Raw genomic sequence first — 19837 nt, forward strand, 5'->3', positions numbered from 1 at the left:
TCCGGGCACGATTGGGGGCCTTGGAGGATTGAATTCCCCGCCATCGGGTAGGGGCGGCTACCAGCCCTTTGAGGATCTGTCCATAGCCCCCGTGGGCGAGCACTGTCAGTGCCCGCAGGTAGATTCGATTGTGGGCACCGTGCCGCCCGCACGCGGCCGCATGTCCGTCTGACCAACGACAGCAGGAGTGATTCGCGTGGATCGTGTCGCGCTGCGCGGCCTCAAGGCCCGTGGGCACCATGGCGTCTTCCCCCGGGAGCGCGAGGAGGGCCAGACCTTCATCGTGGACCTGGTCCTCGGCCTCGACACCCGCCTCGCGGCGGCCGACGACGACCTGGCGAAGACCGTGCACTACGGCGTGGTGGCCGAGGAAGTCGTTGACGTCGTCCGGGGCGAGCCCGTCGACCTGATCGAGACGCTCGCCGAGCGGATCGCCCAGCAGTGCCTCAAGCACGAAGGAGTCCAGGAGGTGGAGGTGGTCGTCCACAAGCCGGACGCGCCGATCACCGTCCCGTTCGACGACGTGACCATCACCATCACCCGGAGCCGAGTATGAGCGTGTTCTCGCAGGGCCAGAGCGACCCGACCGTACAGCCGGTGCCCGCTTCCGTGGTCGAGCAGGTGGACGCGGCCGATGTGACGCTCTCCAACCCGCGCCGCGCGGTCATCGCCCTCGGCTCCAACCTGGGCAACCGCCTGGAGACCCTGCAGGGCGCCATCGACGCCCTGGAGGACACCCCGGGTCTGCGCGTCAAAGCCGTCTCGCCGGTGTACGAGACCGAGCCCTGGGGCGTCGACCCGGGCTCCCAGCCCTCGTACTTCAACGCGGTGGTCGTCGTGAAGACGACGCTGCCGCCGGCCTCGCTCCTGGAGCGCGGCCACGCCATCGAGGAAGCCTTCGACCGGGTGCGCGACGAGCGCTGGGGCCCGCGCACCATCGACGTGGACATCGTCGCGTACGCGGACATCGTCTCCGACGACCCGGTCCTGACCCTCCCCCACCCGCGCGCCCACCAGCGGGCGTTCGTGCTCGCCCCGTGGCACGACGTGGAGCCCGAGGCCCAGCTGCCCGGCCATGGCCCGGTCGCCGACCTGCTGACCGGTGTCGGCCGCGACGGCGTACTGCCCCGCGCCGATCTGGAACTCCGCCTGCCCGAGTAGTCGTTACGCTTCTGAGGTCGACCACCCGACAGTCGTTACGCTTCTGAGGTCGACCACCCGAGACGCGAAGGGCACTACTCCGTGAAGCAATTGCGGCTGGGCGTACTGGCCGGACTGTTCGTCATTGCCGGGGTGCTCTCCTGGGCGGGCGCCCGGCTGTGGGACTCGGTCGGCACCCTGCCCGGCGTACCGATCGCGGCGCCGATCGTCCTCGGGGTGATCGCCGCCATCCTGCTGGCGACCGCGCTGTCCATCCGCTCCCGGCTGCGCGCCCAGCGCGAGCGCCGCCCGGGAGCCAAGGGCGTGGAGCCGCTGATGGCCGCCCGCGCGGTGGTCTTCGGCCAGGCCAGCGCCCTGGTGGCGGCCCTGGTGTGCGGGATGTACGGCGGCACCGGCGTCTATCTGCTGAGCTACCTCGACATCCCGGCCCGCCGCGACCAGGCGATCTACGCCGGGTTCTCGGTGGTGGCCGGCATCGGCGTCATCGCGGCCGCCCTGTTCCTGGAGCGCATCTGCAAGCTCCCGGACGACGAGGACGACAACAAGGCGCCCGCCGCCTGAGCCCCACCGCGCGGAACCCGACGGCCCCGGCCCCCTGCTGATGCAGGCGACCGGGGCCGTTCGCGCAGACCCCGCGACGAGCGGGCGACCTGGGGCCGTTCGTACAGAACCCCAACCGGCAGGCCCCGTACGGAAGTTGGGCGAGAAGGCTAGCGAGCCATGATCAGGCTCATCGCCTCGTTGCGGGTCGCCGGGTCGCGCAGCTGGCCGCGCACCGCCGAGGTGATCGTCTTGGCACCGGGCTTGCGGACACCCCGCATGGTCATGCACATGTGCTCGCACTCGATGACCACGATCACGCCCCGCGGCTCCAGGATCGCCATCAGGGAGTCCGCGATCTGCGTGGTGAGACGCTCCTGCACCTGCGGCCTGCGGGCATAGACGTCCACCAGACGGGCCAGCTTGGACAGACCGGTGATCTTCCCGTCCGTCGACGGGATGTAGCCGACGTGGGCGACGCCGACGAACGGGACGAGGTGGTGCTCGCAGGAACTCATGACCTCGATGTCCTTCACCAGGACCATCTCGTCGTGGCCCAGGTCGAACGTCGTCGTCAGCACGTCCTCCGGCTTCTGCCACAGGCCGGCGAATATCTCCCGGTAGGCGCGCGCCACCCGCCCCGGCGTCTCCTGGAGTCCTTCGCGGTCCGGGTCCTCGCCGACCGCGATGAGGAGCTCGCGCACGGCGTTCTCGGCCCGCTTCTCGTCGAACTCGCCGATGTTGGCCTCGCCGTACAGCGTCACCGGGTCGGTCATCTGTGCCTCGTTCCTCGACTGTCTTCCATGGCGCGTGGCCGAAAAGCACCCGCGCCCCCACAGGCTAAAACCTGGGGGGCGCGGCATGCATTCCGGGGCCTGTGAGGCCCCGGGCTCAGCTCTCCGGACGGTCCTCGGGGGCCGGGACGGCGTCCGTCGTCTTGTCCAGCGGCACCGAGCCGTTGGAGCTCGCGGCGCCGTTGGTCAGCGCCAGCTCCTTCGGCGACAGCACCGGCGGCCGGGTCGACGGCGTACGCCGCGAGGAGCCGGTCCAGGCCGGACGGGCCGGGCGCTTGACGATCCCGGAGAAGACCTCGGCGATCTGCTCCTTGCTGAGGGTCTCCTTCTCCAGGAGCTCCAGGACCAGCTTGTCGAGGATGTCGCGGTTCTCGACCAGGATCTCCCAGGCCTCGTTGTGCGCCGTCTCGATGAGCTTCTTGACCTCTTCGTCGACGAGCGCCGCGACCTCTTCCGAGTAGTCGCGCTGGTGCGCCATCTCACGGCCGAGGAACGGCTCGGTGTTGTCGCCACCGAACTTGATCGCGCCCAGCCGCTCGGTCATGCCGTACTGCGTGACCATCGCGCGGGCGGTGGCCGTGGCCTTCTCGATGTCGTTGGCCGCACCCGTCGTCGGGTCGTGGAAGACGAGCTCCTCGGCCGCGCGCCCGCCCAGCATGTACGCCAGCTGGTCGAGCATTTCGTTGCGCGTGGTCGAGTACTTGTCCTCGTCCGGCAGGACCATGGTGTAACCCAGGGCCCGGCCGCGCGACAGGATCGTGATCTTGTGGACCGGGTCCGAGTTGGGCGAAGCCGCGGCGACCAGGGCGTGACCGCCCTCGTGGTACGCGGTGATCTTCTTTTCCTTCTCGGACATGATCCGGGTCCGCTTCTGCGGGCCCGCCACGACGCGGTCGATCGCCTCGTCCAGCGCGTTGTTGTCGACCAGCTTCCGGTCGCTGCGCGCCGTCAGGAGCGCCGCTTCGTTCAGCACGTTCGCCAGGTCGGCGCCGGTGAAGCCCGGCGTACGCCGGGCCACCGCGGCCAGGTCCACGTCCGGAGCGACCGGCTTGCCCTTCTGGTGGACCTTGAGGATCTCCAGACGGCCCTGCATGTCCGGGCGGTCGACCGCGATCTGGCGGTCGAAGCGGCCGGGGCGCAGCAGTGCCGGGTCCAGGATGTCGGGCCGGTTCGTGGCGGCGATCAGGATGACGCCGCCCTTCACGTCGAAGCCGTCCATCTCGACGAGCAGCTGGTTGAGCGTCTGCTCGCGCTCGTCGTGGCCGCCGCCGAGGCCCGCGCCGCGGTGGCGTCCCACGGCGTCGATCTCGTCGACGAAGACGATCGCCGGGGCGTTCGCCTTGGCCTGCTCGAACAGGTCGCGCACCCGGGAGGCGCCGACACCGACGAACATCTCCACGAAGTCGGAGCCGGAGATCGAGTAGAACGGAACGCCGGCCTCACCCGCGACGGCGCGGGCGAGCAGCGTCTTGCCCGTGCCGGGCGGGCCGTACAGCAGCACACCCTTCGGGATCTTGGCGCCGACGGCCTGGAACTTCGCCGGCTCCTGGAGGAACTCCTTGATCTCGTGGAGTTCCTCGACGGCCTCGTCGGCCCCCGCCACATCGGCGAAGGTCGTCTTCGGGGTGTCCTTGGTGATGAGCTTGGCCTTGGACTTCCCGAAGTTCATGACTCGGGAGCCGCCGCCCTGCATCTGGTTCATCAGGAACAGGAAGACCACGACGATGAGGACGAAGGGGAGCAGGGAGAGCAGGATCCCGAGGAACGGGTTCTGCTTGTCGGGCGAGACGGTGTACCCCTTGGGGATGTCACCGGCCTTGACGCTCGTCTGCAGCTGATCGGCCAGCGAGCTCGCCTGGATGTCCCCGATGTAGTTCGCCTGGACCTTGCTGCTGCCCTTGACCTTCTGGCCGTCCTTCAGGTCGATCTTGATGACCTGACTGTCACCTGTGGTGATCTTGGCCTGTTCGACCTGCTTGTTACTGATCGCCTGAACGACATCGGATGTGTCGACCGCCTTGTAGCCGCCACCCGAGCCGACGACCTGCATCAGCACGACCACGGCGAGGACGGCCAGCACGATCCACATGACCGGCCCACGGAAGTATCGCTTCACGTCCATCCATACGGAGCGCGAGAACGCCCCGTCCCTCCTGCCCGTAGGTAAATGCTGCTGTGAGTATGACTAAGACTGTGTGTAAAGACTGTTCTTCGGACGGTACCCCAGCATTGTCACCCGTGGCCGCACGGTACGGCTGACAAAAGGCCCCTTCCCCTGCTCCAACGGCGGGAGGGGCGCTGTGGTTCCCCGAAACGGGCCCGGGCTGTGTCAGCCGCCGTACACGTGCGGGGCGAGTGTCCCGACAAACGGGAGATTGCGGTACTTCTCGGCATAGTCGAGGCCGTAACCGACCACGAATTCATTGGGAATGTCGAAACCGATCCACTTCACGTCGATCGCGACCTTTGCGGCATCCGGCTTACGGAGCAGCGTGCACACTTCGAGCGACGCGGGCTCGCGCGATCCGAGGTTCGAAAGCAGCCAGGACAGGGTCAGACCCGAGTCGATGATGTCCTCGACGATCAGGACGTGCTTGCCCTTGATGTCGGTGTCCAGGTCCTTGAGGATCCGTACGACGCCGGAGGACTGGGTGCCCGCACCGTATGAGGAGACGGCCATCCAGTCCATGGTGACCGGGGTGGACAGCGCGCGGGCCAGGTCCGCCATGACCATCACTGCGCCCTTGAGGACACCGACGATGAGCAGGTCCTTGCCCGCGTACTCCGCGTCGATCTTCCCGGCCAGCTCCGCCAGCTTCGAGTCGATCTCTTCCTTGGTGATGAGCACCGACTGAAGGTCGGTGCCCATGTCCTTCTCGTTCACCCGGGCCGCTTTCTTGGGGGATTTCATGGTCCGTGCGCGAGCCGAGTTACGTACGTGAGCTCAGCCCTGCCGAATGACCAGTCTGCCACCCTGCCGACGCGCCACGACGCGGCCCGGGAGATTGATGGCCCGCTGGCCGCGCCAGCCGGTGATCAGCTTGTCGACCTCCTCCACATGGCGGGCGAAGAGCGAACCGGCGGGCGAGCCCGCCTCGATGACCGCCCGGCGCACGATGCGGCGGCGCACGGCGGGCGGCAGCGCGAAGAGCTTGGCGCACTCCAGGAGCCCGGCGTCGTCACGTACGGTCACGTCCGCCTGGACGGCCCAGGCGTCCAGGGCGTCGGCGTCGTCGCGGGAGAGCTGGGCGGTGCGGGCCAGCGCCTCGACGACGCCCTTGCCGAGCGCCTTCTCCAGCGCGGGCAGGCCCTCCTGGCGCAGTCGCGAGCGGGTGTAGGCGGGGTCGGCGTTGTGCGGGTCGTCCCAGACGGGCAGCGACTGGACCATGCAGGCCTTGCGGGCGGTCTGCCGGTCGATCTCCAGGAAGGGGCGCCGATAGCGGCCGGACGCCCCGGAGACGGCGGCCATGCCGGACAGCGAACGGGTGCCGGAGCCGCGGGCGAGGCCGAGCAGCACGGTCTCGGCCTGGTCGTCGCGGGTGTGGCCGAGCAGGACGGCGGCGGCGCCGTGGCGCTCCGCGGCGGCGTCCAGGGCGGCGTAGCGGGCGTCCCGGGCGGCGGCCTCGGGTCCGCCTTCGCGGCCCACGTGGACGGCGACGGCCTCGGCGGGCGCGAGCCCCAGGCCGGTCATGCGGGAGACGACTTCGGCGGCCCGCAGGTCGGAGCCGTGCTGGAGGCCGTGGTCGATGGTGATGCCGCCGGCGCGCAGCGAGAGCTTGCGGGACTCGAAGGCGAGGGCGGAGGCGAGCGCCATGGAGTCGGCGCCGCCGGAGCAGGCCACGAGCACGAGGGGCTCGGCGGCGGCGCGGGCGCCGGTCCCGGCGGCCCGGGCGCTATCGGTGTCGCAGGAGTGGTCGCGGGATTGGTCGCGGGAGTCGTCGCGGGATTGATCGTTCAGTACGTCGTGGAGTACGCGGCGAACCGCCAGGCGTATCGCTGCGACCGCAGGATGGGGACCCATGTCCGGTGCCCTTCGGTGAAGTTGGGGGGTGCCTCTGGCGCGGAGAGGAAGCGGGGGGAACAGAGGAAGCAGGAGGAGCAGGAGAGACGTTCAGTCACACAGAGTGCGTAGATGGTGACAGAACAGAGCCGTTACCCGAGCATTGCACGCCTACCCATGCCCCACGGTCCCTCGGATGGGTGATTCCCGCGTTGACACCTTCCACCGGCGGCTTTCGCGTCAGGAGTCCGCCTTGCGGTGCACCCGCGCCACCCAGTCCGCCGGCTTGGCGATCTCGGCCTTGGTCGGAAGCGTGTTCGGGGAAGTCCACACCCGGTTGAAGCCGTCCATGCCCACCTCCTCCACCACGGCCCGCACGAAGCGCTCGCCGTCGCGGTACTGGCGCAGCTTGGCGTCCAGGCCGAGCAGCTTGCGCAGCGCCATGTCGAGCCGGGACGCGCCCTTGGCCCGGCGCTCCCTGAACTTCTCGCGGATTTCCGCCACCGACGGCACGACCTGCGGGCCGACCCCGTCCATCACGTAGTCCGCGTGCCCTTCGAGCAGCGACATCACGGCCGTGAGCCGGCTCAGGATCTCGCGCTGGGCCGGGGTCTGCACCAGCTCGACCAGGGAGGGACCGCCTTCGCCCTCCTCGCCCTCGGGCCGGCCGCCGCTGAGCGACTGGGCGGCCTCGCGCAGCCGCTCCAGAACGGTCATCGGGTCGACCTCGGTCTCGCCGAGGAATGACTGGATCTCGCCCTCCAGGTGGTCGCGCAGCCAGGGCACGGCCGTGAACTGGGTGCGGTGGGTCTCCTCGTGGAGGCAGACCCAGAGCCTGAAGTCGTGCGGGTCCACGTCGAGTTCGCGCTCGACGTGCACGATGTTCGGCGCCACGAGCAGCAGCCGGCCCCCGCCGCCCGGCGCCGCCGGGAACTCCCGGCTCGCGGGCGCGAAGGTCTCGTACTGGCCGAGGACCCGGGAGGACAGAAAGCTGAGCAGCATGCCGAGCTCGACGCCGGTGACCTTGCCGCCGACCGCGCCGAGCACGGCCCCGCCGGGGGTGTTCCCGCGCCTTTCCTGCATCTTGTCGAGCAGCGGCCGCAGCACCTCGCGGAAGCCCGCGACGTTCGCCCGCACCCAGCCGGCCCGGTCCACGACCAGGACCGGGGTCTCCTCCGGTTCGACGCCCTCCGGGATCATCCGGGTGAACGTCCGCACGTGTTCCTCGGCGGCCTTGGCGTGCCGCCGCAGTTCGGCGACGACGGCGCGCGCCTCGTCGCGGGTCACTTCGGGACCCGGCCGCACCAGCCGGGTCGCGGTCGCGACCGCGAGGTTCCAGTCGACCATCCCAGAGGTACCTGCACCGCCGATGCCAGTCATGCGTCAACCGTACGTTGTCGACCCCGCGAGGGGACCCGGTTGGCGACGCTCAGTGCGCGATCAGCCGGGTGGCCAGCTTGTCGAGGGCCTTCTGGGTGGGGAGCGGGTCGGCTCCGGGGGTGCCGGCCGACAGGAAGGCGAACGCGAGGAGGTGCCCGCTCGCGTCCACGACCGTCCCCGCCAGGGTGTTGACCCCCGCGCCGCCCAGGGTGCCGGTCTTCGCGCGGACCAGGCCGGTCGCGGCCGAGCCGGTGTCGTAGCGGCCGCTGAGGGTGCCGGTGAAGCCGGCGACGGGCAGGCCCGTGAGGATCGGCCGCAGTTCGGGGCGGGCCGGTTCGGCGGCCCTGGCGAGCAGCCGGGTGAGCAGCTGTGCGGTGACCTTGTCGGACCGGTCGAGCCCGCTGCCGTCGGCGAACTTGGCTCCGTCCAGCGGGAGTTGGAGCTTGGCGAGCTGGGCGGGCACGGCCTCGGCGCCGCCGTCGAAGCTCGCGGGCTTCCCGATGGCGAGCGCGGTCTGGCGGTTCAGGGCCTCCGCGATGTCGTTGTCGCTGTTGGTCAGCATCCGCTCGACGATCGCGGGCAGCGGCGCGGACAGGGTGCTCGCCACCGGCCTTGCGCCCGCCGGTGCGGTGCCCGGCGCCGGGGCGTCCGCCAGCACGCCGCGCCGGCGGAGGAGTTCGGCGAAGGCGCGGGCGGTGTCGCCCGCCGGGTCGGCGGTGCGCGCCGCGGGCCCGCTGGTGGATCCGGCGGAGCTGTCCAGGCGGCCCTCGTCCGTCATCAGGGCGACGACCGGCGCAAGGTTCTCGTTCGGCCCGATCGGATGCACCGAGGGTCCGCTGAACAGCGAGGTGTCGTAGGCCAGTTGTACGTGGTCGAGCGAGCGGGCGCGCAGCGCGCGGGCGGTGTCGTCGGCGAGGGCCGCCAGGCGGGCCTTGTCCAGGGTGGGGTCACCGCCGCCGACGAGGGTGAGCGCGGCGGCGTCGGCCGGCGCCACCACGGTGGTGGCGAGGCGGTGGTCGGGGGCGAACGCGGTGAGGACCGCGGCCGCCGTCGCGATCTTGACGGTGGAGGCCGGGGTCATGGCCGCGTCCGCGCGGGCCCCGTACAGCTCCTTGCCGGTCGCGGTGTCCACGACCGAGGCGGCCGGACGCGTGCCCAGCGCCGGGTCGCCGAGCAGCGGCGCGAGCGCGCCGGGCAGCCCGGCCGGGACGGCGGCGCCGACCGGAGTGCCCAGTGCGACGAGGACGCCGGGCGCGCTCGGAGCCGGAGCGGGACCGTCCGGATCCGCCGGGTGCTGGTGATGTCCGCCACCCCGGGCGTCCCGCGCTGCGGCCAGGTCACGCTCGGCCGTACGCTGGCCTGAGTCCCACGGTCCGGCCACGGCCACCGTCCCGGCCGCGACTGCCAGGCCGACCGCCGCCGCACCCGCCGTGAGCTGCCATGTCTTGGGTCCCGGCACCGAGGACCAGCCCCTTTCGCGATCACACACCTGCGTGAGGGACACTTAATCACCAGAACTGCGTCTTGCCGCGAACATGGCACCCGACGCAGCACCCGTCCGATGCATGTGCTGATCATGGAGGAGAGCCACCCGTGGAGTTCGACGTCACCATCGAGATCCCGAAGGGATCGCGGAACAAGTACGAGGTCGACCACGAGACCGGCCGGATCCGCCTGGACCGTCGCCTCTTCACCTCGACCAGCTACCCGGCCGACTACGGCTTCGTCGAGAACACCCTCGGCGAGGACGGCGACCCGCTGGACGCCCTGGTCCTGCTCGACGAGCCGACCTTCCCCGGCTGTGTCATCAAGTGCCGCGCGATCGGCATGTTCCGGATGACCGACGAGGCCGGCGGCGACGACAAGCTGCTGTGCGTCCCGGCGTCCGACCCGCGCGTCGAGCACCTGCGCGACATCCACCACGTCTCCGAGTTCGACCGCCTGGAGATCCAGCACTTCTTCGAGGTCTACAAGGACCTGGAGCCCGGCAAGTCCGTCGAGGGCGCCAACTGGGTCGGCCGCGTCGAGGCCGAGGCCGAGGTCGAGGCCTCCTACAAGCGCCTTGAGGCGGCGGGCGGCGCGCACTGACGCGCGTCCCTCCGCAGCGAGCGGGCGGTGCACCCCTCCGGGGGGTGCACCGCCCGTTGTCGTACCAGCCGATAATCGCCCACATACTGGGCACACGCACCGAAGCGGCCGAAGGGAGGCACGGGAAACGTGGTGGCTGAGCAGCCGGAGTCCGAGGACCGCAAGCCGCAGTCCGACGAGGCGCGCAGCGCGTTCGCACCCCCCGAGGGAGTGGAGCAGCCGCAGCCGCCCGAAGAGGATTCACCGACCTCCGAGTTCGCGCTGCCCGCCGGAGTCGCCACTGCGCCCGCCGAGCCGGTCGCCGACCAGCCCGCCTCCGCCTTCGCGACGCCCAGCACCTACACCGCGCGCGACGTGCCGTCCGCCCTGATCACCACCGCCGGCCTCCCGCTGGTGCGGCTGTCCAAGGACGCGCCCTGGCAGGACCGGATGCGCACCATGCTGCGGATGCCGGTCGGCGAGCGGCCGGTGCCCGAGCCGGTGCAGAAGCCCGACGAGACGGGCCCCGCGGTGCCCCGCGTGCTCGACCTGACGCTGCGTATCGGCGAGTTGCTGCTCGCGGGCGGCGAGGGCGCCGAGGACGTCGAGGCCGCGATGTTCGCGATCTGCCGCAGCTACGGGCTCGACCACTGCGAGCCGACGGTCACCTTCACCATGCTCGCCATCACCCACCAGCCGTCGCTTGTGGACGACCCGGTGACGGCCAACCGCACGGTGCGCCGCCGGGGCACCGACTACACCCGTCTCGCGGCCGTGCACCGGCTCGTCACGGACATGACCAGCGCCGACCACGACGTCTCCCTCGAAGAGGCCTACCGCCGCCTCGCCGAGATCCGCCGCAACCGCCACCCCTACCCCGGCTGGGTGCTGACCACCGCCTGCGGACTCCTTGCCGGTGCGGCGTCCGTACTGCTCGGCGGCGGCGTCGCGGTGTTCCTGGTGGCGGCGGTCGGCGCGGTGCTCGGCGACCGGCTCGCCTGGCTGTGCGCGGCCCGCGGGCTGCCGGAGTTCTACCAGTTCGTGGTGGCCGCGATGCCGCCCGCGGCGATGGGCGTCGCGCTCAGCCTGCTCTCCTGGAACCTCAGTCCGTCCGCCGTGATCACCGGTGGCCTGTTCGCGCTGATCCCCGGGCGGGCCCTGGTGGCGGCCGTCCAGGACGGACTGACCGGCTTCTACGTCACCGCCTCGGCGCGGCTGCTCGAAGTGGGGTACTTCTTCGTCGCGATCGTCGTGGGCGTCCTGACGGTCCTGTACGGCGGGCTCCAGATCCACGCCGAGCTCAACCCGGAAGGCACGTTCAAGCCCATCGACCGCCCGGTCGTCCAGATCCTGGCGTCGTTCGTGCTCTGCCTGACCTTTGCGGTCCTGCTCCAGCAGGACCGTTCCACCGTGCTGATCGTCGCCGCGAACGGCGGGGTCGCCTGGGTGGTGTACGCCGCGATCGCGGTCACCGCGAAGGGCTCGCCGATCATGGCGACGGCGGTCGCGGCCGGCCTGGTCGGCCTGTTCGGCCAGCTGCTCTCGCGGTACTGGAACACCACGGCCCTGCTGTACGTCACCGCCGCCATCGGCCCGCTGCTGCCCGGTAGCGCCATGTACTTCGGGGTCCTCTCGATCGCCCAGAACCACTTGAACGAGGGCATCGCCTCCCTCGCCAAGGCGGCGGCCCTGGCCCTGGCGATCGCGATCGGCGTGAACCTCGGCAACGAGGTCGCCCGGCTCTTCCTCAGAGCGCCGGGCGCGAGCCGCGCCGCGGCCAAGCGGACCCGCGGCTTCTAACGGCTACTCGCGAGGGCCCGGTCAGCTGCTCGTACGGCGGTGAAGGGACCGGCGGTGAAGGGACCCGTCAGCGCTTGGCGTGGCGGCCGCCGCGCTGCGAGGCCGCGCCGGGGCCGTCGCCCACCGGCGGGTTCTTCTTCGCCTTCGAGCGGGCCCGCAGGAATTCGATGGCGATCGGCACGACCGAGATCAGCACGATCGCGACCAGGATGAGCTCGATGTTCTTGTGCACGAACGCGACGTTGCCGAGCGCCGCGCCGAGCAGCGTCACGCCCGCGCCCCACAGGGTGCCGCCGATGAGGTTGAAGGTGACGAACGAGCGGTAGTTCATGCCGCTGACGCCAGCGACGATCGGCGTGAAGGTGCGCACGATCGGCACGAAGCGGGCCAGGACCAGCGACTTCGGGCCGTACTTCTCGAAGAATTCGTGGGCCTTCTCGACGTTCTCCTGCTTGAAGAGCTTCGAGTCGGGCCGGCTGAAGAGGGACGGGCCCACCTTCTTGCCGAAGAGATAGCCCACCTGGTCGCCGAGGACCGCGGCGAGCACCACGAGCACGCAGACCAGCCACAGCGGGGTGCCCAGCTTGCCGGTGGTGACCAGGAGGCCGGTGGTGAACAGCAGCGAGTCGCCCGGCAGGAAGAAGCCGATCAGCAGTCCGGACTCGGCGAACACGACGATCAGCAGTCCGGTCAGACCGAAGGTCTGGAGCAGATGGTCCGGGTCCAGCCAGCTCGGTCCGAGGGCGAGGTCAGTCACGGGTACCGGGCTCCTGGGTGTGGGTGTCGGGCGGGCTGTCCGCCGTCGGCAGCCAAAGTTATCAACGTAACGCGCGAAAGCATGGTTCCAGGGGCAGGCTGGGTAGGGCCGACAAGGGCGACCGGAAGGAAAGACCACATGGGCATCGAGGAGTACGGCGGCGGACAGGGTGCGCAGTCCGACGTACTGGTCGTGACGACGAACGACGTACCCGGGTACACGGTGCAGCAGGTCATCGGAGAGGTCTTCGGACTCACCGTACGCTCCCGCCACCTGGGCAGCCAGATCGGCGCCGGACTGAAGTCCATGATCGGCGGGGAGCTGAAGGGCCTGACCAAGACGCTGGTCGAGACGCGGAACCAGGCGATGGAGCGGCTCGTGGAGCAGGCGAAGGCGCGGGGTGCCAACGCGGTCCTGATGATGCGGTTCGACGTGACCGAGGCGGCGGACGTCGGTACGGAGGTGTGCGCGTACGGCACCGCGGTGGTCCTTTCCCGCAACTGAGCACGCAGCCGAGCATGTAACTGAGCGAGTAACTGGGCACGGTCGCCCGCCCCTCCGGCAACTCCCGTTCCACGGAAGGATGTTGACACCTCATGGCACTGCATCGCGGCGGCAGCGAGAAGGAGCAGGCCGACGAGAAGGAGGGCGGGCGGCTCGCCGTCAACCCGTTCTACGGGGAGGCCGACCCCGTCGGGTCGATGACCTCCGCGCCGCCCCGGCACCGGCTGCCCGACCGGCCGCTGGCGCCGGCCACCGCGTACCAGGTGGTCCATGACGAGCTGATGCTCGACGGCAACTCCCGGCTGAACCTGGCGACGTTCGTCACCACCTGGATGGAGCCGCAGGCCGGGGTGCTGATGGCGGAGTGCCGGGACAAGAACATGATCGACAAGGACGAGTACCCGCGGACGGCGGAGCTGGAGCGGCGGTGCGTGGCGATGCTCGCCGACCTCTGGCACGCGCCGGACCCGGCCACCGCGGTCGGCTGCTCCACCACCGGCTCCAGCGAGGCTTGCATGCTGGCGGGGATGGCGATGAAGCGGCGCTGGATGCGGCGCAACGCGGACCGTTACCCGTCCCGCGAGGCCCGCCCCAATCTCGTCATGGGCGTCAATGTGCAGGTCTGCTGGGAGAAGTTCTGCACCTTCTGGGAGGTCGAGGCGCGCCAGGTGCCCATGGAGGGCGACCGCTTCCACCTCGACCCCGCGGCCGCCGCCGCGCTCTGCGACGAGAACACGATCGGGGTCGTCGGGGTGCTCGGCTCCACCTTCGACGGGTCGTACGAGCCGATCGCCGGGCTGTGCGCGGCGCTGGACGATTTGCAGGAGCGTACGGGTCTGGACGTCCCGGTGCATGTCGACGGGGCGTCGGGGGCGATGGTCGCGCCGTTCGTGGACGAGGACCTGATGTGGGACTTCCGGCTGCCCCGGGTGTCCTCGATCAACACCTCCGGGCACAAGTACGGCCTGGTGTACCCGGGGGTGGGCTGGGCGCTGTGGCGCTCGGCCGAGGAGCTCCCCGAGGAACTGGTCTTCCGGGTGAACTACCTCGGCGGCGACATGCCGACGTTCGCGCTGAACTTCTCGCGGCCGGGGGCGCAGGTGGTCGCGCAGTACTACACGTTCCTGCGGCTCGGGCGGGAGGGGTACCGGGCGGTGCAGCAGACGACGCGGGACGTCGCGCGGGGCCTGGCGGAACGGGTGGAGGCCTTCGGCGACTTCCAACTCCTCACCCGGGGCGACGAGTTGCCCGTCTTCGCCTTCACGACCTCGCCGGACGTCACGCGCTACGACGTGTTCGACGTGTCACGGCGGCTGCGCGAGCGGGGCTGGCTGGTGCCCGCGTACACCTTCCCGGCGAACCGGGAGGACCTGTCGGTCCTGAGGGTGGTCTGCCGCAACGGCTTCTCCTCCGACCTGGCGGCCCTGCTCATCGAGGACCTGAGCCGCCTGCTCCCCGAACTGCGCCGCCAGTCCGCGCCGCTGGGCCGGGACGAATCGGTGTCAACCGCGTTCCACCACTAGGGGGTGTCCGGCGGGTCCGGGGCGGAGCCCCAGTCCGGGGTCCAGCCAGGTTCGCCCGCGAAGGCGTACGCGCCCGCCTCGATCCGGACGATCAGCCCCCGCGTCCACTCCGCCCCCGCATCCGACGAGTGCACCCACATGTTCATGATTTCGCCGATGTGGCCGAACTGGTCGGGCCCCTCCCCCACCATGTAGTACTCCACCACCTGGCGGCGCCAGCCCGCCAGCTTCTCCAGCCGGTCGCGCAGCAGGGCGATCACCTCCGCACGTGGCAGGTCCACCATGAAGCCGATCGCCGCCGACATCACGTCCGTCTTCTGGTCGTACGAGGACAGCGCCTCGCGCAGCAGCCGGAAGTACTCCGCGCGGCCCGCCTCCGTCAGCTCGTACTCCGTGCGGGGCGGACCACCGGCCGTGCTGGGCGCCACCTCGTGGGCGAGGAGGACGCCCTGTTTCGCCATCTGCTTGAGCGCGTGGTAGATCGAACCGGGCTTGGCGTTGGACCACTCGTGGGCGCCCCAGTACTCCAGGTCGCTCCGCACCTGGTAGCCGTGCGCCCGGCCGTGCTGACGTACCGCGCCGAGGACGAGGAGACGGATCGCTGACATGGCGCCAGCCTATGACCTCAGCTATTTGCGAGCGCCACCAGCTCGAACGCGGTCTTGCCGTCCAGGGATTCGCGGATGACGTCCGCGTGCCCCGCGTGCCGGGCGAACTCCTCGACCAGGTGCAGCATCAGCCAGCGCATCGAGACCCGGCCCTCCTTCGGGAACCACGGCTGGTCCGGCAGCGGGAAGGTGTCGTCGAGGGAGGCCACCTTGCCGATGAACTCCTCGGTCTCGCGGGCCACTTCGGCCCAGAAGGCCAGCGTCCCCTCGGTCGTCTCGTCGTCGGCCAGCCGGAAGCTCTCGTGCCAGTTCGACAGGTCGCGCTGCTTCTCGTTCGGCCGCTGCTGCGCCATCCGCAGCCAGTTCAGCTCGCACTCGGCGACGTGCTTGACGAGTCCGGACAGCGAGAGCTCGCTGGCGCTGGGGCGGCTCGCGGCCTGCTCCTCGGTGAGGCCGATGAGCGCGCGGCGCAGCCCGCCGCGCTGGGCCTCCACGAAGGCCAGGAGCGCCCCGCGCTCGTCGCCCTGGGCTTCTGCGGGAACGTGAGTAACCATGATCCGGACCGCCTTCGTTCGTGTTCTGCCGTGTTGACAAGGACCACGTTAGGCAGCAATGAGGTCAGATCCTGTCCTCAATGGCCGCGATCTCTGACGCTCTCCGGGCGATCAGAACGGGAACGGGCTGCGCTCGTGCTGGACCGAGATCCACTTCTGGGTGGTGAACGCCTCGACCGTCGAGTCGCCGTTCAGCCGCCCGAGCCCCGAGTACTTCTCGCCGCCGAAGGCCACCAGCGGCTCGTCCTGGATGGTCGAGTCGTTGACGTGCATCATCCCGGTGACGATCCGCTTGGCGAACCGCACCCCGCGCTCCACATTGGCGGTGTGCACCGCGCCGCTGAGTCCGTACGGGCTGTCGTTCGCCATGCGTACGGCCTCCTCCTCCCCGTCGAAGGGGATGAGCAGCGCCACCGGGCCGAAGATCTCCTGGCGCAGTACGGGAGAGTCGGCGGGCAGGCCCGCGAGCACGGTGGGCTCCACCAGGCTGCCTCGCGTGCGGCCCCGTACGAGCGCCGTGGCGCCCTCGGCGAGCGCCTGCTCGACCAGTGAACTCAGCGCCTCCGCCTGGAAGCTGTTGATGACCGGGCCGATGTCGGTGGCCGGGTCGGCCGGGTCGCCGGTCCGCAGCGAGGTCACCTTGGCGAGGAACTTGCCGGTGAACTCCTCCTCGATCGACCGGTCGACCAGGATCCGGTTGGCGGCCATGCAGACCTGGCCCTGGTACACGAAGCGGCTGAAAACCGCCGCGTCCACCGCGTAGTCGAGGTCCGCGTCGTCCAGGACGACCAGCGCGCTGTTGCCGCTCAGCTCCAGGATGACGCGCTTGAAGTGGCTGCCGGCGACCGAGGCGACATGGCGGCCGGTGCGGTCGGAGCCCGCGAACGAGATCACCCTGGGGACCGGGTGCTCTATCAGCGCGTCGCCTATCTCGGCGATGTCGGTGACCAGGACGTTCAGGAGCCCGGCGGGCAGCCCTGCGTCCTTGAAGATCTTCGCGATCAGCCCGCCGCCGACGACCGGCGCGTTCTGGTTCGGCTTGATGACGACCGCGTTGCCCAACGCCAGTGCGGGAGCGACCGACTTGAGGGTCACCAGGAACGGGAAGTTGAACGGGCTGATCACCCCGATCACGCCGACCGGGAGCCGGTAGACGCGGTTCTCCTTGCCGTCGACCGGCGAGGGCAGGATGCGGCCCTCCGGGCGCAGCGCCAGCTGTATCGCCTCGCGCAGGAACTCCTTGGCGAGGTGGACCTCGTACACCGCCTTGAGCCGGGTGCCGCCGAGCTCGCTGATCATCGCCGCGATGATCTCCGGCTCGCGCTCCTCGACGATGCGCAGGGCGCGCTCGAAGACGAGTCTGCGGGTGTACGGATTGGTCGCGGCCCACTCCCGCTGGGCGCGCTCGGCCACCCGGTAGGCCTCGTCGACCTCCTCGACGGTGGCCACGGTGATGGCGGCGAGCTTCTCCCCGTTGTACGGATCGAAGTCGATGATGTCCCACGACCCGCTGCCGGTGCGCCACTGGCCGTCTATGAACTGGTGGGCGAGGTCGGTGAAGAAGGACATGCCATCCCTAACTACTGGCCTGATGTGACGTCATCCTACTGATGAGTCAGCTGAGTTGGAGGAGTCCGCGCAGAAGATCGCGGCTTTCCTCCGGGCCCGGGCTGTCCTTCTGGAGGCGGGCCATCGCCCGTTCGTACTGCGCGACCTCCTCCGCCTTGTCCAAATACAGTGCGGAGGTGAGCTGTTCGAGATAGACGATGTCCGACAGGTCCGACTCGGGGAACCGCAGCATCGTGAAGGCGCCGCTCTCCCCCGCGTGCCCGCCGAAGCTGAACGGCATGATCTGGAGGTTGATGTTGGGCTGCTCTGACATCTCGATGAGATGCTTCAACTGGCCCCGCATCACGTCTCGTTCACCGTACGGACGGCGCAGCGCGGCCTCGTCCAGGACGGCGTGGAACTGTGGGGCGCGCTCCGAGACCAGGGCCTTCTGGCGCTCCAGGCGCAGCGCGACCCGGCGGTCGATCTCGGCGGCGGGCGCACCCTGCATTCCGCGCGAGACCACCGCGTGCGCATAGGCCTCGGTCTGCAACAGGCCGTGTACGAACTGGACTTCGTAGATGCGGATGAGCGAGGCGGCGCCCTCCAGACCGATGTACGTCTGGAACCATCCGGGCAGCACATCACCGAAGCTGTGCCACCAGCCCGCGATGTTGGCCTCCTTGGCGAGGCCGAGCAGTGACATGCGCTCGGACTCGTCGCCGACGCCGTAGAGCGTGAGCAGGTCCTCGACATCCCTGGCCTTGAAGCTCACCCGCCCCAACTCCATACGACTGATCTTGGACTCGGACGCCCGGATCGAATAGCCGGCTGCTTCCCGCGTGATCCCGCGCGACTCGCGCAGGCGCCTGAGCTGTGAGCCGAGCAGAATGCGCCGGACCACCGAACCTCCGCCGGCCTCGACTGCGCTCGGCCGGGGGGATCCCCATGCCTCCCCTGCGGTCACTTCGCCGTCCTCCCCATCCGAATGTGGTGCGCAGTCTGCCATCAAAACGCTTCAGCCCGTACCCGAGCGATTACGGAAATGGTCAAGGAGTGAAATCGGCCTGAGGAACTTCCGAGGAAGAAATGAGCAAGAAACGGCACGGGGTTGGACAGGTCGGTCGCGTGCACGTGCATCTGCCCTTGCATCGGGCCGAAGCATTCGGAACCATGGTCCCCGCGCACCTGCGTGCTCAACTGCGTCTGGTTGCTAGTTGCTTGCGTCCTGTACCGCCACGGCCGCGAACCCGGGAGTGCCTCGCATGGGGACGAATGGATCGACCATGCTGGAGCCTTGTGAGCCCTTGAGGCAGGCGCTTCCCTCCATCGACCCCTCGACGGTCTCGGGTTCGGCGTCCTGTGCGCTGCCCGCCCGCTACGAAGCGGTGCGCGGGGCCCGGAAGTTCACCAGATCGACGCTCACGCAGTGGGGCCTCGGCGACCGCTTCGACGATGTCGCCCTGGTCGTCTCGGAACTCGTCACCAACGCGCTGCGGCACGCGCTGCCCGCCGACACCCCGCGCGAGAGCGAGGTGCCGGTGCGGCTGCATCTGATGCGGTGGACCAGCCGTCTGGTGTGCGCGGTGCGCGACCCCAGCGAGGAGAGCCCGGTCGAGCGGGAGGGCGACGACTTCGGCGCCGAGTGCGGGCGCGGCCTGTTCCTGGTGGACTCGTTCGCCGACAGCTGGGGCTGGCACCCGCTGTCGGGCGCGCTCGGCGGCAAGGTCGTATGGGCACTGTTCCGGCTCCAGCCCGCCGACTAGCCGGACCGGCGGGGCGGGTTCAGTACCGTACGGGTCCAGTCCTTTACGAGGCCAGTCGCCCAGGGGATCAGTCCAGCACGAGGTGGTCGAACTCGCCGTCCTTGATGCCGAGCAGCATCGCCTCGATCTCGGCCCTGGTGTAGACCAGGGCGGGCCCGTCCGGGTGGCGTGAGTTGCGTACCGCCACCCCTCCACCCGGCAGTTTGGCGAATTCGACGCAGGATCCCTGCGAGTTGCTGTGCCGGCTCTTCTGCCACGCGACACCCTGAAGCTCCGCTGCCGCCATGCCGTTGTATGCGTGGTGCAAGGTCGCTCCCGGGATGTGCAGACGTGCATCTGTGTACTGGTCAACTGCCCCGGATCATAGCTGTGTTCATGTGCGCCTGCATGGGAAGATGCACGTGCACGCGGGGTGCCCAGGCGGTTACAGCCGCTGCGCGGGCCACCGGGATCGCATCCCCGTACATGAGGAGCAGACGCATTCCGGGCGCCCGCGGTTCAAACGGCCGCGTGATCACCCCTGCCCCGGCATACGAAACCGGCCTCCGTCGGCCCCCTTAGAGGGGGCTACGGAGGCCGGAGTGCGGCGGTCCGGTCAGGGCCGGGCGGTCGAGGCGTACGGGAGCAGGGCCATCTCGCGGGCGTTCTTGATCGCGCGGGCCAGCTCGCGCTGCTGCTGGGCCGAGACCCGGGTGACCCGGCGGCTGCGGATCTTGCCGCGGTCGGAGATGAACCTCCGCAGCAGGTCGGTGTCCTTGTAGTCGATGTACGTGATGCCGTCGCGGTCCAGCGGGTTGGGCCGGGACTTCGCGGGGGTGCGGGGCGGCTTGGGCAC

At 69.9% G+C, this 19837-nt stretch carries 21 protein-coding genes; 8 read left to right on the forward strand and 13 right to left on the reverse strand.

What is annotated here, in order from left to right; all coding sequences use genetic code 11:
* Positions 1-196: 196 nt before the first annotated feature.
* From folB to ACIBK6_RS21230, 3 genes are all read left to right on the forward strand, one after another.
* On the forward strand, positions 197-556 hold the full coding sequence (gene folB, locus ACIBK6_RS21220) for a dihydroneopterin aldolase (protein ID WP_399052839.1): 360 nt from the start codon (positions 197-199) through the stop codon (positions 554-556).
* Positions 553-1161: a 2-amino-4-hydroxy-6-hydroxymethyldihydropteridine diphosphokinase gene (gene folK, locus ACIBK6_RS21225; RefSeq protein WP_399052840.1), complete on the forward strand. Its 609-nt coding sequence runs from the start codon at positions 553-555 to the stop codon at positions 1159-1161. The genes folB and folK overlap by 4 nt, the downstream gene beginning before the upstream one ends.
* 81 nt (positions 1162-1242) lie before the next feature.
* Positions 1243-1722, forward strand: coding sequence for a DUF3180 domain-containing protein (locus ACIBK6_RS21230; protein WP_399052841.1), 480 nt, complete (start codon positions 1243-1245; stop codon positions 1720-1722).
* Between the two features lie 149 nt (positions 1723-1871).
* Here the strand turns inward: ACIBK6_RS21230 and folE are convergent, their stop codons facing one another.
* The 6 genes from folE to dacB form a co-directional block, all read right to left on the reverse strand.
* Positions 1872-2477 carry a GTP cyclohydrolase I FolE gene (gene folE, locus ACIBK6_RS21235; protein ID WP_399052842.1) on the reverse strand — a complete coding sequence of 202 codons (606 nt, stop codon included), beginning with the start codon at positions 2475-2477 and terminating at the stop codon, positions 1872-1874.
* Between the two features lie 115 nt (positions 2478-2592).
* A complete protein-coding gene (ftsH, locus tag ACIBK6_RS21240) occupies positions 2593-4617 on the reverse strand; it encodes an ATP-dependent zinc metalloprotease FtsH (RefSeq protein WP_399052843.1) in 2025 nt (674 codons plus the stop codon).
* 207 nt (positions 4618-4824) lie between these two features.
* A complete protein-coding gene (hpt, locus tag ACIBK6_RS21245) occupies positions 4825-5364 on the reverse strand; it encodes a hypoxanthine phosphoribosyltransferase (RefSeq protein WP_399053050.1) in 540 nt (179 codons plus the stop codon).
* Between the two features lie 75 nt (positions 5365-5439).
* Positions 5440-6516 carry a tRNA lysidine(34) synthetase TilS gene (tilS, locus tag ACIBK6_RS21250; protein WP_399052844.1) on the reverse strand — a complete coding sequence of 359 codons (1077 nt, stop codon included), beginning with the start codon at positions 6514-6516 and terminating at the stop codon, positions 5440-5442.
* A 219-nt stretch (positions 6517-6735) separates the two neighbouring features.
* Positions 6736-7875 (reverse strand): zinc-dependent metalloprotease, encoded by a 1140-nt coding sequence (locus ACIBK6_RS21255; protein WP_399052845.1) that lies wholly within the window; start codon positions 7873-7875, stop codon positions 6736-6738.
* 49 nt (positions 7876-7924) lie between these two features.
* Positions 7925-9334, reverse strand: a complete 1410-nt coding sequence (gene dacB / locus ACIBK6_RS21260; protein WP_399052846.1) for a D-alanyl-D-alanine carboxypeptidase/D-alanyl-D-alanine-endopeptidase — start codon at positions 9332-9334, stop codon at positions 7925-7927.
* Between the two features lie 134 nt (positions 9335-9468).
* Here dacB and ACIBK6_RS21265 point away from each other — a divergent pair, with 134 nt between their 5' ends.
* Both ACIBK6_RS21265 and ACIBK6_RS21270 read left to right on the forward strand, forming a co-directional pair.
* Positions 9469-9963, forward strand: a complete 495-nt coding sequence (locus tag ACIBK6_RS21265) for an inorganic diphosphatase (RefSeq protein WP_399052847.1) — start codon at positions 9469-9471, stop codon at positions 9961-9963.
* A gap of 129 nt (positions 9964-10092) precedes the next feature.
* Complete coding sequence (locus ACIBK6_RS21270) at positions 10093-11742, forward strand: threonine/serine exporter ThrE family protein (RefSeq protein WP_399052848.1); 1650 nt, start codon at positions 10093-10095, stop codon at positions 11740-11742.
* Between the two features lie 67 nt (positions 11743-11809).
* Here the strand turns inward: ACIBK6_RS21270 and ACIBK6_RS21275 are convergent, their stop codons facing one another.
* A complete protein-coding gene (locus tag ACIBK6_RS21275) occupies positions 11810-12499 on the reverse strand; it encodes a DedA family protein (protein ID WP_399052849.1) in 690 nt (229 codons plus the stop codon).
* A 138-nt stretch (positions 12500-12637) separates the two neighbouring features.
* On the opposite strand from ACIBK6_RS21275, the gene ACIBK6_RS21280 reads away from it, so the two are divergent.
* Entirely contained in the window at positions 12638-13003 is a 366-nt protein-coding gene (locus tag ACIBK6_RS21280) for a YbjQ family protein (RefSeq protein WP_399052850.1), read from the forward strand.
* Positions 13004-13095: 92 nt separating this feature from the next.
* Complete coding sequence (locus tag ACIBK6_RS21285; protein WP_399052851.1) at positions 13096-14526, forward strand: glutamate decarboxylase; 1431 nt, start codon at positions 13096-13098, stop codon at positions 14524-14526.
* Here the strand turns inward: ACIBK6_RS21285 and ACIBK6_RS21290 are convergent.
* The 4 genes from ACIBK6_RS21290 to ACIBK6_RS21305 form a co-directional block, all read right to left on the reverse strand.
* Positions 14523-15134 carry a PadR family transcriptional regulator gene (locus ACIBK6_RS21290; protein ID WP_399052852.1) on the reverse strand — a complete coding sequence of 204 codons (612 nt, stop codon included), beginning with the start codon at positions 15132-15134 and terminating at the stop codon, positions 14523-14525. The two genes, ACIBK6_RS21285 and ACIBK6_RS21290, sit on opposite strands and share 4 nt — an antisense overlap.
* Positions 15135-15151: 17 nt before the next feature.
* Positions 15152-15688: a DinB family protein gene (locus tag ACIBK6_RS21295; protein WP_399052853.1), complete on the reverse strand. Its 537-nt coding sequence runs from the start codon at positions 15686-15688 to the stop codon at positions 15152-15154.
* Positions 15689-15799: 111 nt separating this feature from the next.
* Positions 15800-17257, reverse strand: coding sequence for an aldehyde dehydrogenase family protein (locus tag ACIBK6_RS21300; protein WP_399052854.1), 1458 nt, complete (start codon positions 17255-17257; stop codon positions 15800-15802).
* 46 nt (positions 17258-17303) lie between these two features.
* Positions 17304-18203, reverse strand: a complete 900-nt coding sequence (locus ACIBK6_RS21305; RefSeq protein ID WP_399052855.1) for a helix-turn-helix domain-containing protein — start codon at positions 18201-18203, stop codon at positions 17304-17306.
* A 298-nt stretch (positions 18204-18501) separates the two neighbouring features.
* On the opposite strand from ACIBK6_RS21305, the gene ACIBK6_RS21310 reads away from it, so the two are divergent.
* On the forward strand, positions 18502-19002 hold the full coding sequence (locus ACIBK6_RS21310) for an ATP-binding protein (protein WP_399052856.1): 501 nt from the start codon (positions 18502-18504) through the stop codon (positions 19000-19002).
* 67 nt (positions 19003-19069) lie between these two features.
* On the opposite strand, the gene ACIBK6_RS21315 is transcribed toward ACIBK6_RS21310, so the two are convergent.
* Together ACIBK6_RS21315 and rpsR are read right to left on the reverse strand one after the other, a co-directional pair.
* The gene (locus ACIBK6_RS21315; RefSeq protein WP_399052857.1) at positions 19070-19309 is read right to left on the reverse strand and encodes a DUF397 domain-containing protein; all 240 of its coding nucleotides are present in this window, start codon (positions 19307-19309) and stop codon (positions 19070-19072) included.
* Positions 19310-19597: 288 nt separating this feature from the next.
* Complete coding sequence (gene rpsR, locus ACIBK6_RS21320; RefSeq protein ID WP_399052858.1) at positions 19598-19837, reverse strand: 30S ribosomal protein S18; 240 nt, start codon at positions 19835-19837, stop codon at positions 19598-19600.

It is taken from the genome of Streptomyces sp. NPDC050485 (genome assembly GCF_044458185.1).
Lineage (GTDB): Bacteria > Actinomycetota > Actinomycetes > Streptomycetales > Streptomycetaceae > Streptomyces.

Bases quoted from the DNA above. Each gene is read 5' to 3' on its own strand.
- folK (WP_399052840.1), top strand. From the start codon at position 553: ATGAGCGTGTTCTCGCAGGGCCAGAGCGACCCGACCGTACAGCCGGTG.
- folE (WP_399052842.1), bottom strand. From the start codon at position 2,477: ATGACCGACCCGGTGACGCTGTACGGCGAGGCCAACATCGGCGAGTTC.
- ftsH (WP_399052843.1), bottom strand. From the start codon at position 4,617: ATGGACGTGAAGCGATACTTCCGTGGGCCGGTCATGTGGATCGTGCTG.
- hpt (WP_399053050.1), bottom strand. From the start codon at position 5,364: ATGGGCACCGACCTTCAGTCGGTGCTCATCACCAAGGAAGAGATCGAC.
- tilS (WP_399052844.1), bottom strand. From the start codon at position 6,516: ATGGGTCCCCATCCTGCGGTCGCAGCGATACGCCTGGCGGTTCGCCGC.
- ACIBK6_RS21255 (WP_399052845.1), bottom strand. From the start codon at position 7,875: ATGACTGGCATCGGCGGTGCAGGTACCTCTGGGATGGTCGACTGGAAC.
- ACIBK6_RS21280 (WP_399052850.1), top strand. From the start codon at position 12,638: ATGGGCATCGAGGAGTACGGCGGCGGACAGGGTGCGCAGTCCGACGTA.
- ACIBK6_RS21285 (WP_399052851.1), top strand. From the start codon at position 13,096: ATGGCACTGCATCGCGGCGGCAGCGAGAAGGAGCAGGCCGACGAGAAG.
- ACIBK6_RS21290 (WP_399052852.1), bottom strand. From the start codon at position 15,134: ATGTCAGCGATCCGTCTCCTCGTCCTCGGCGCGGTACGTCAGCACGGC.
- ACIBK6_RS21295 (WP_399052853.1), bottom strand. From the start codon at position 15,688: ATGGTTACTCACGTTCCCGCAGAAGCCCAGGGCGACGAGCGCGGGGCG.
- ACIBK6_RS21300 (WP_399052854.1), bottom strand. From the start codon at position 17,257: ATGTCCTTCTTCACCGACCTCGCCCACCAGTTCATAGACGGCCAGTGG.
- ACIBK6_RS21310 (WP_399052856.1), top strand. From the start codon at position 18,502: ATGGGGACGAATGGATCGACCATGCTGGAGCCTTGTGAGCCCTTGAGG.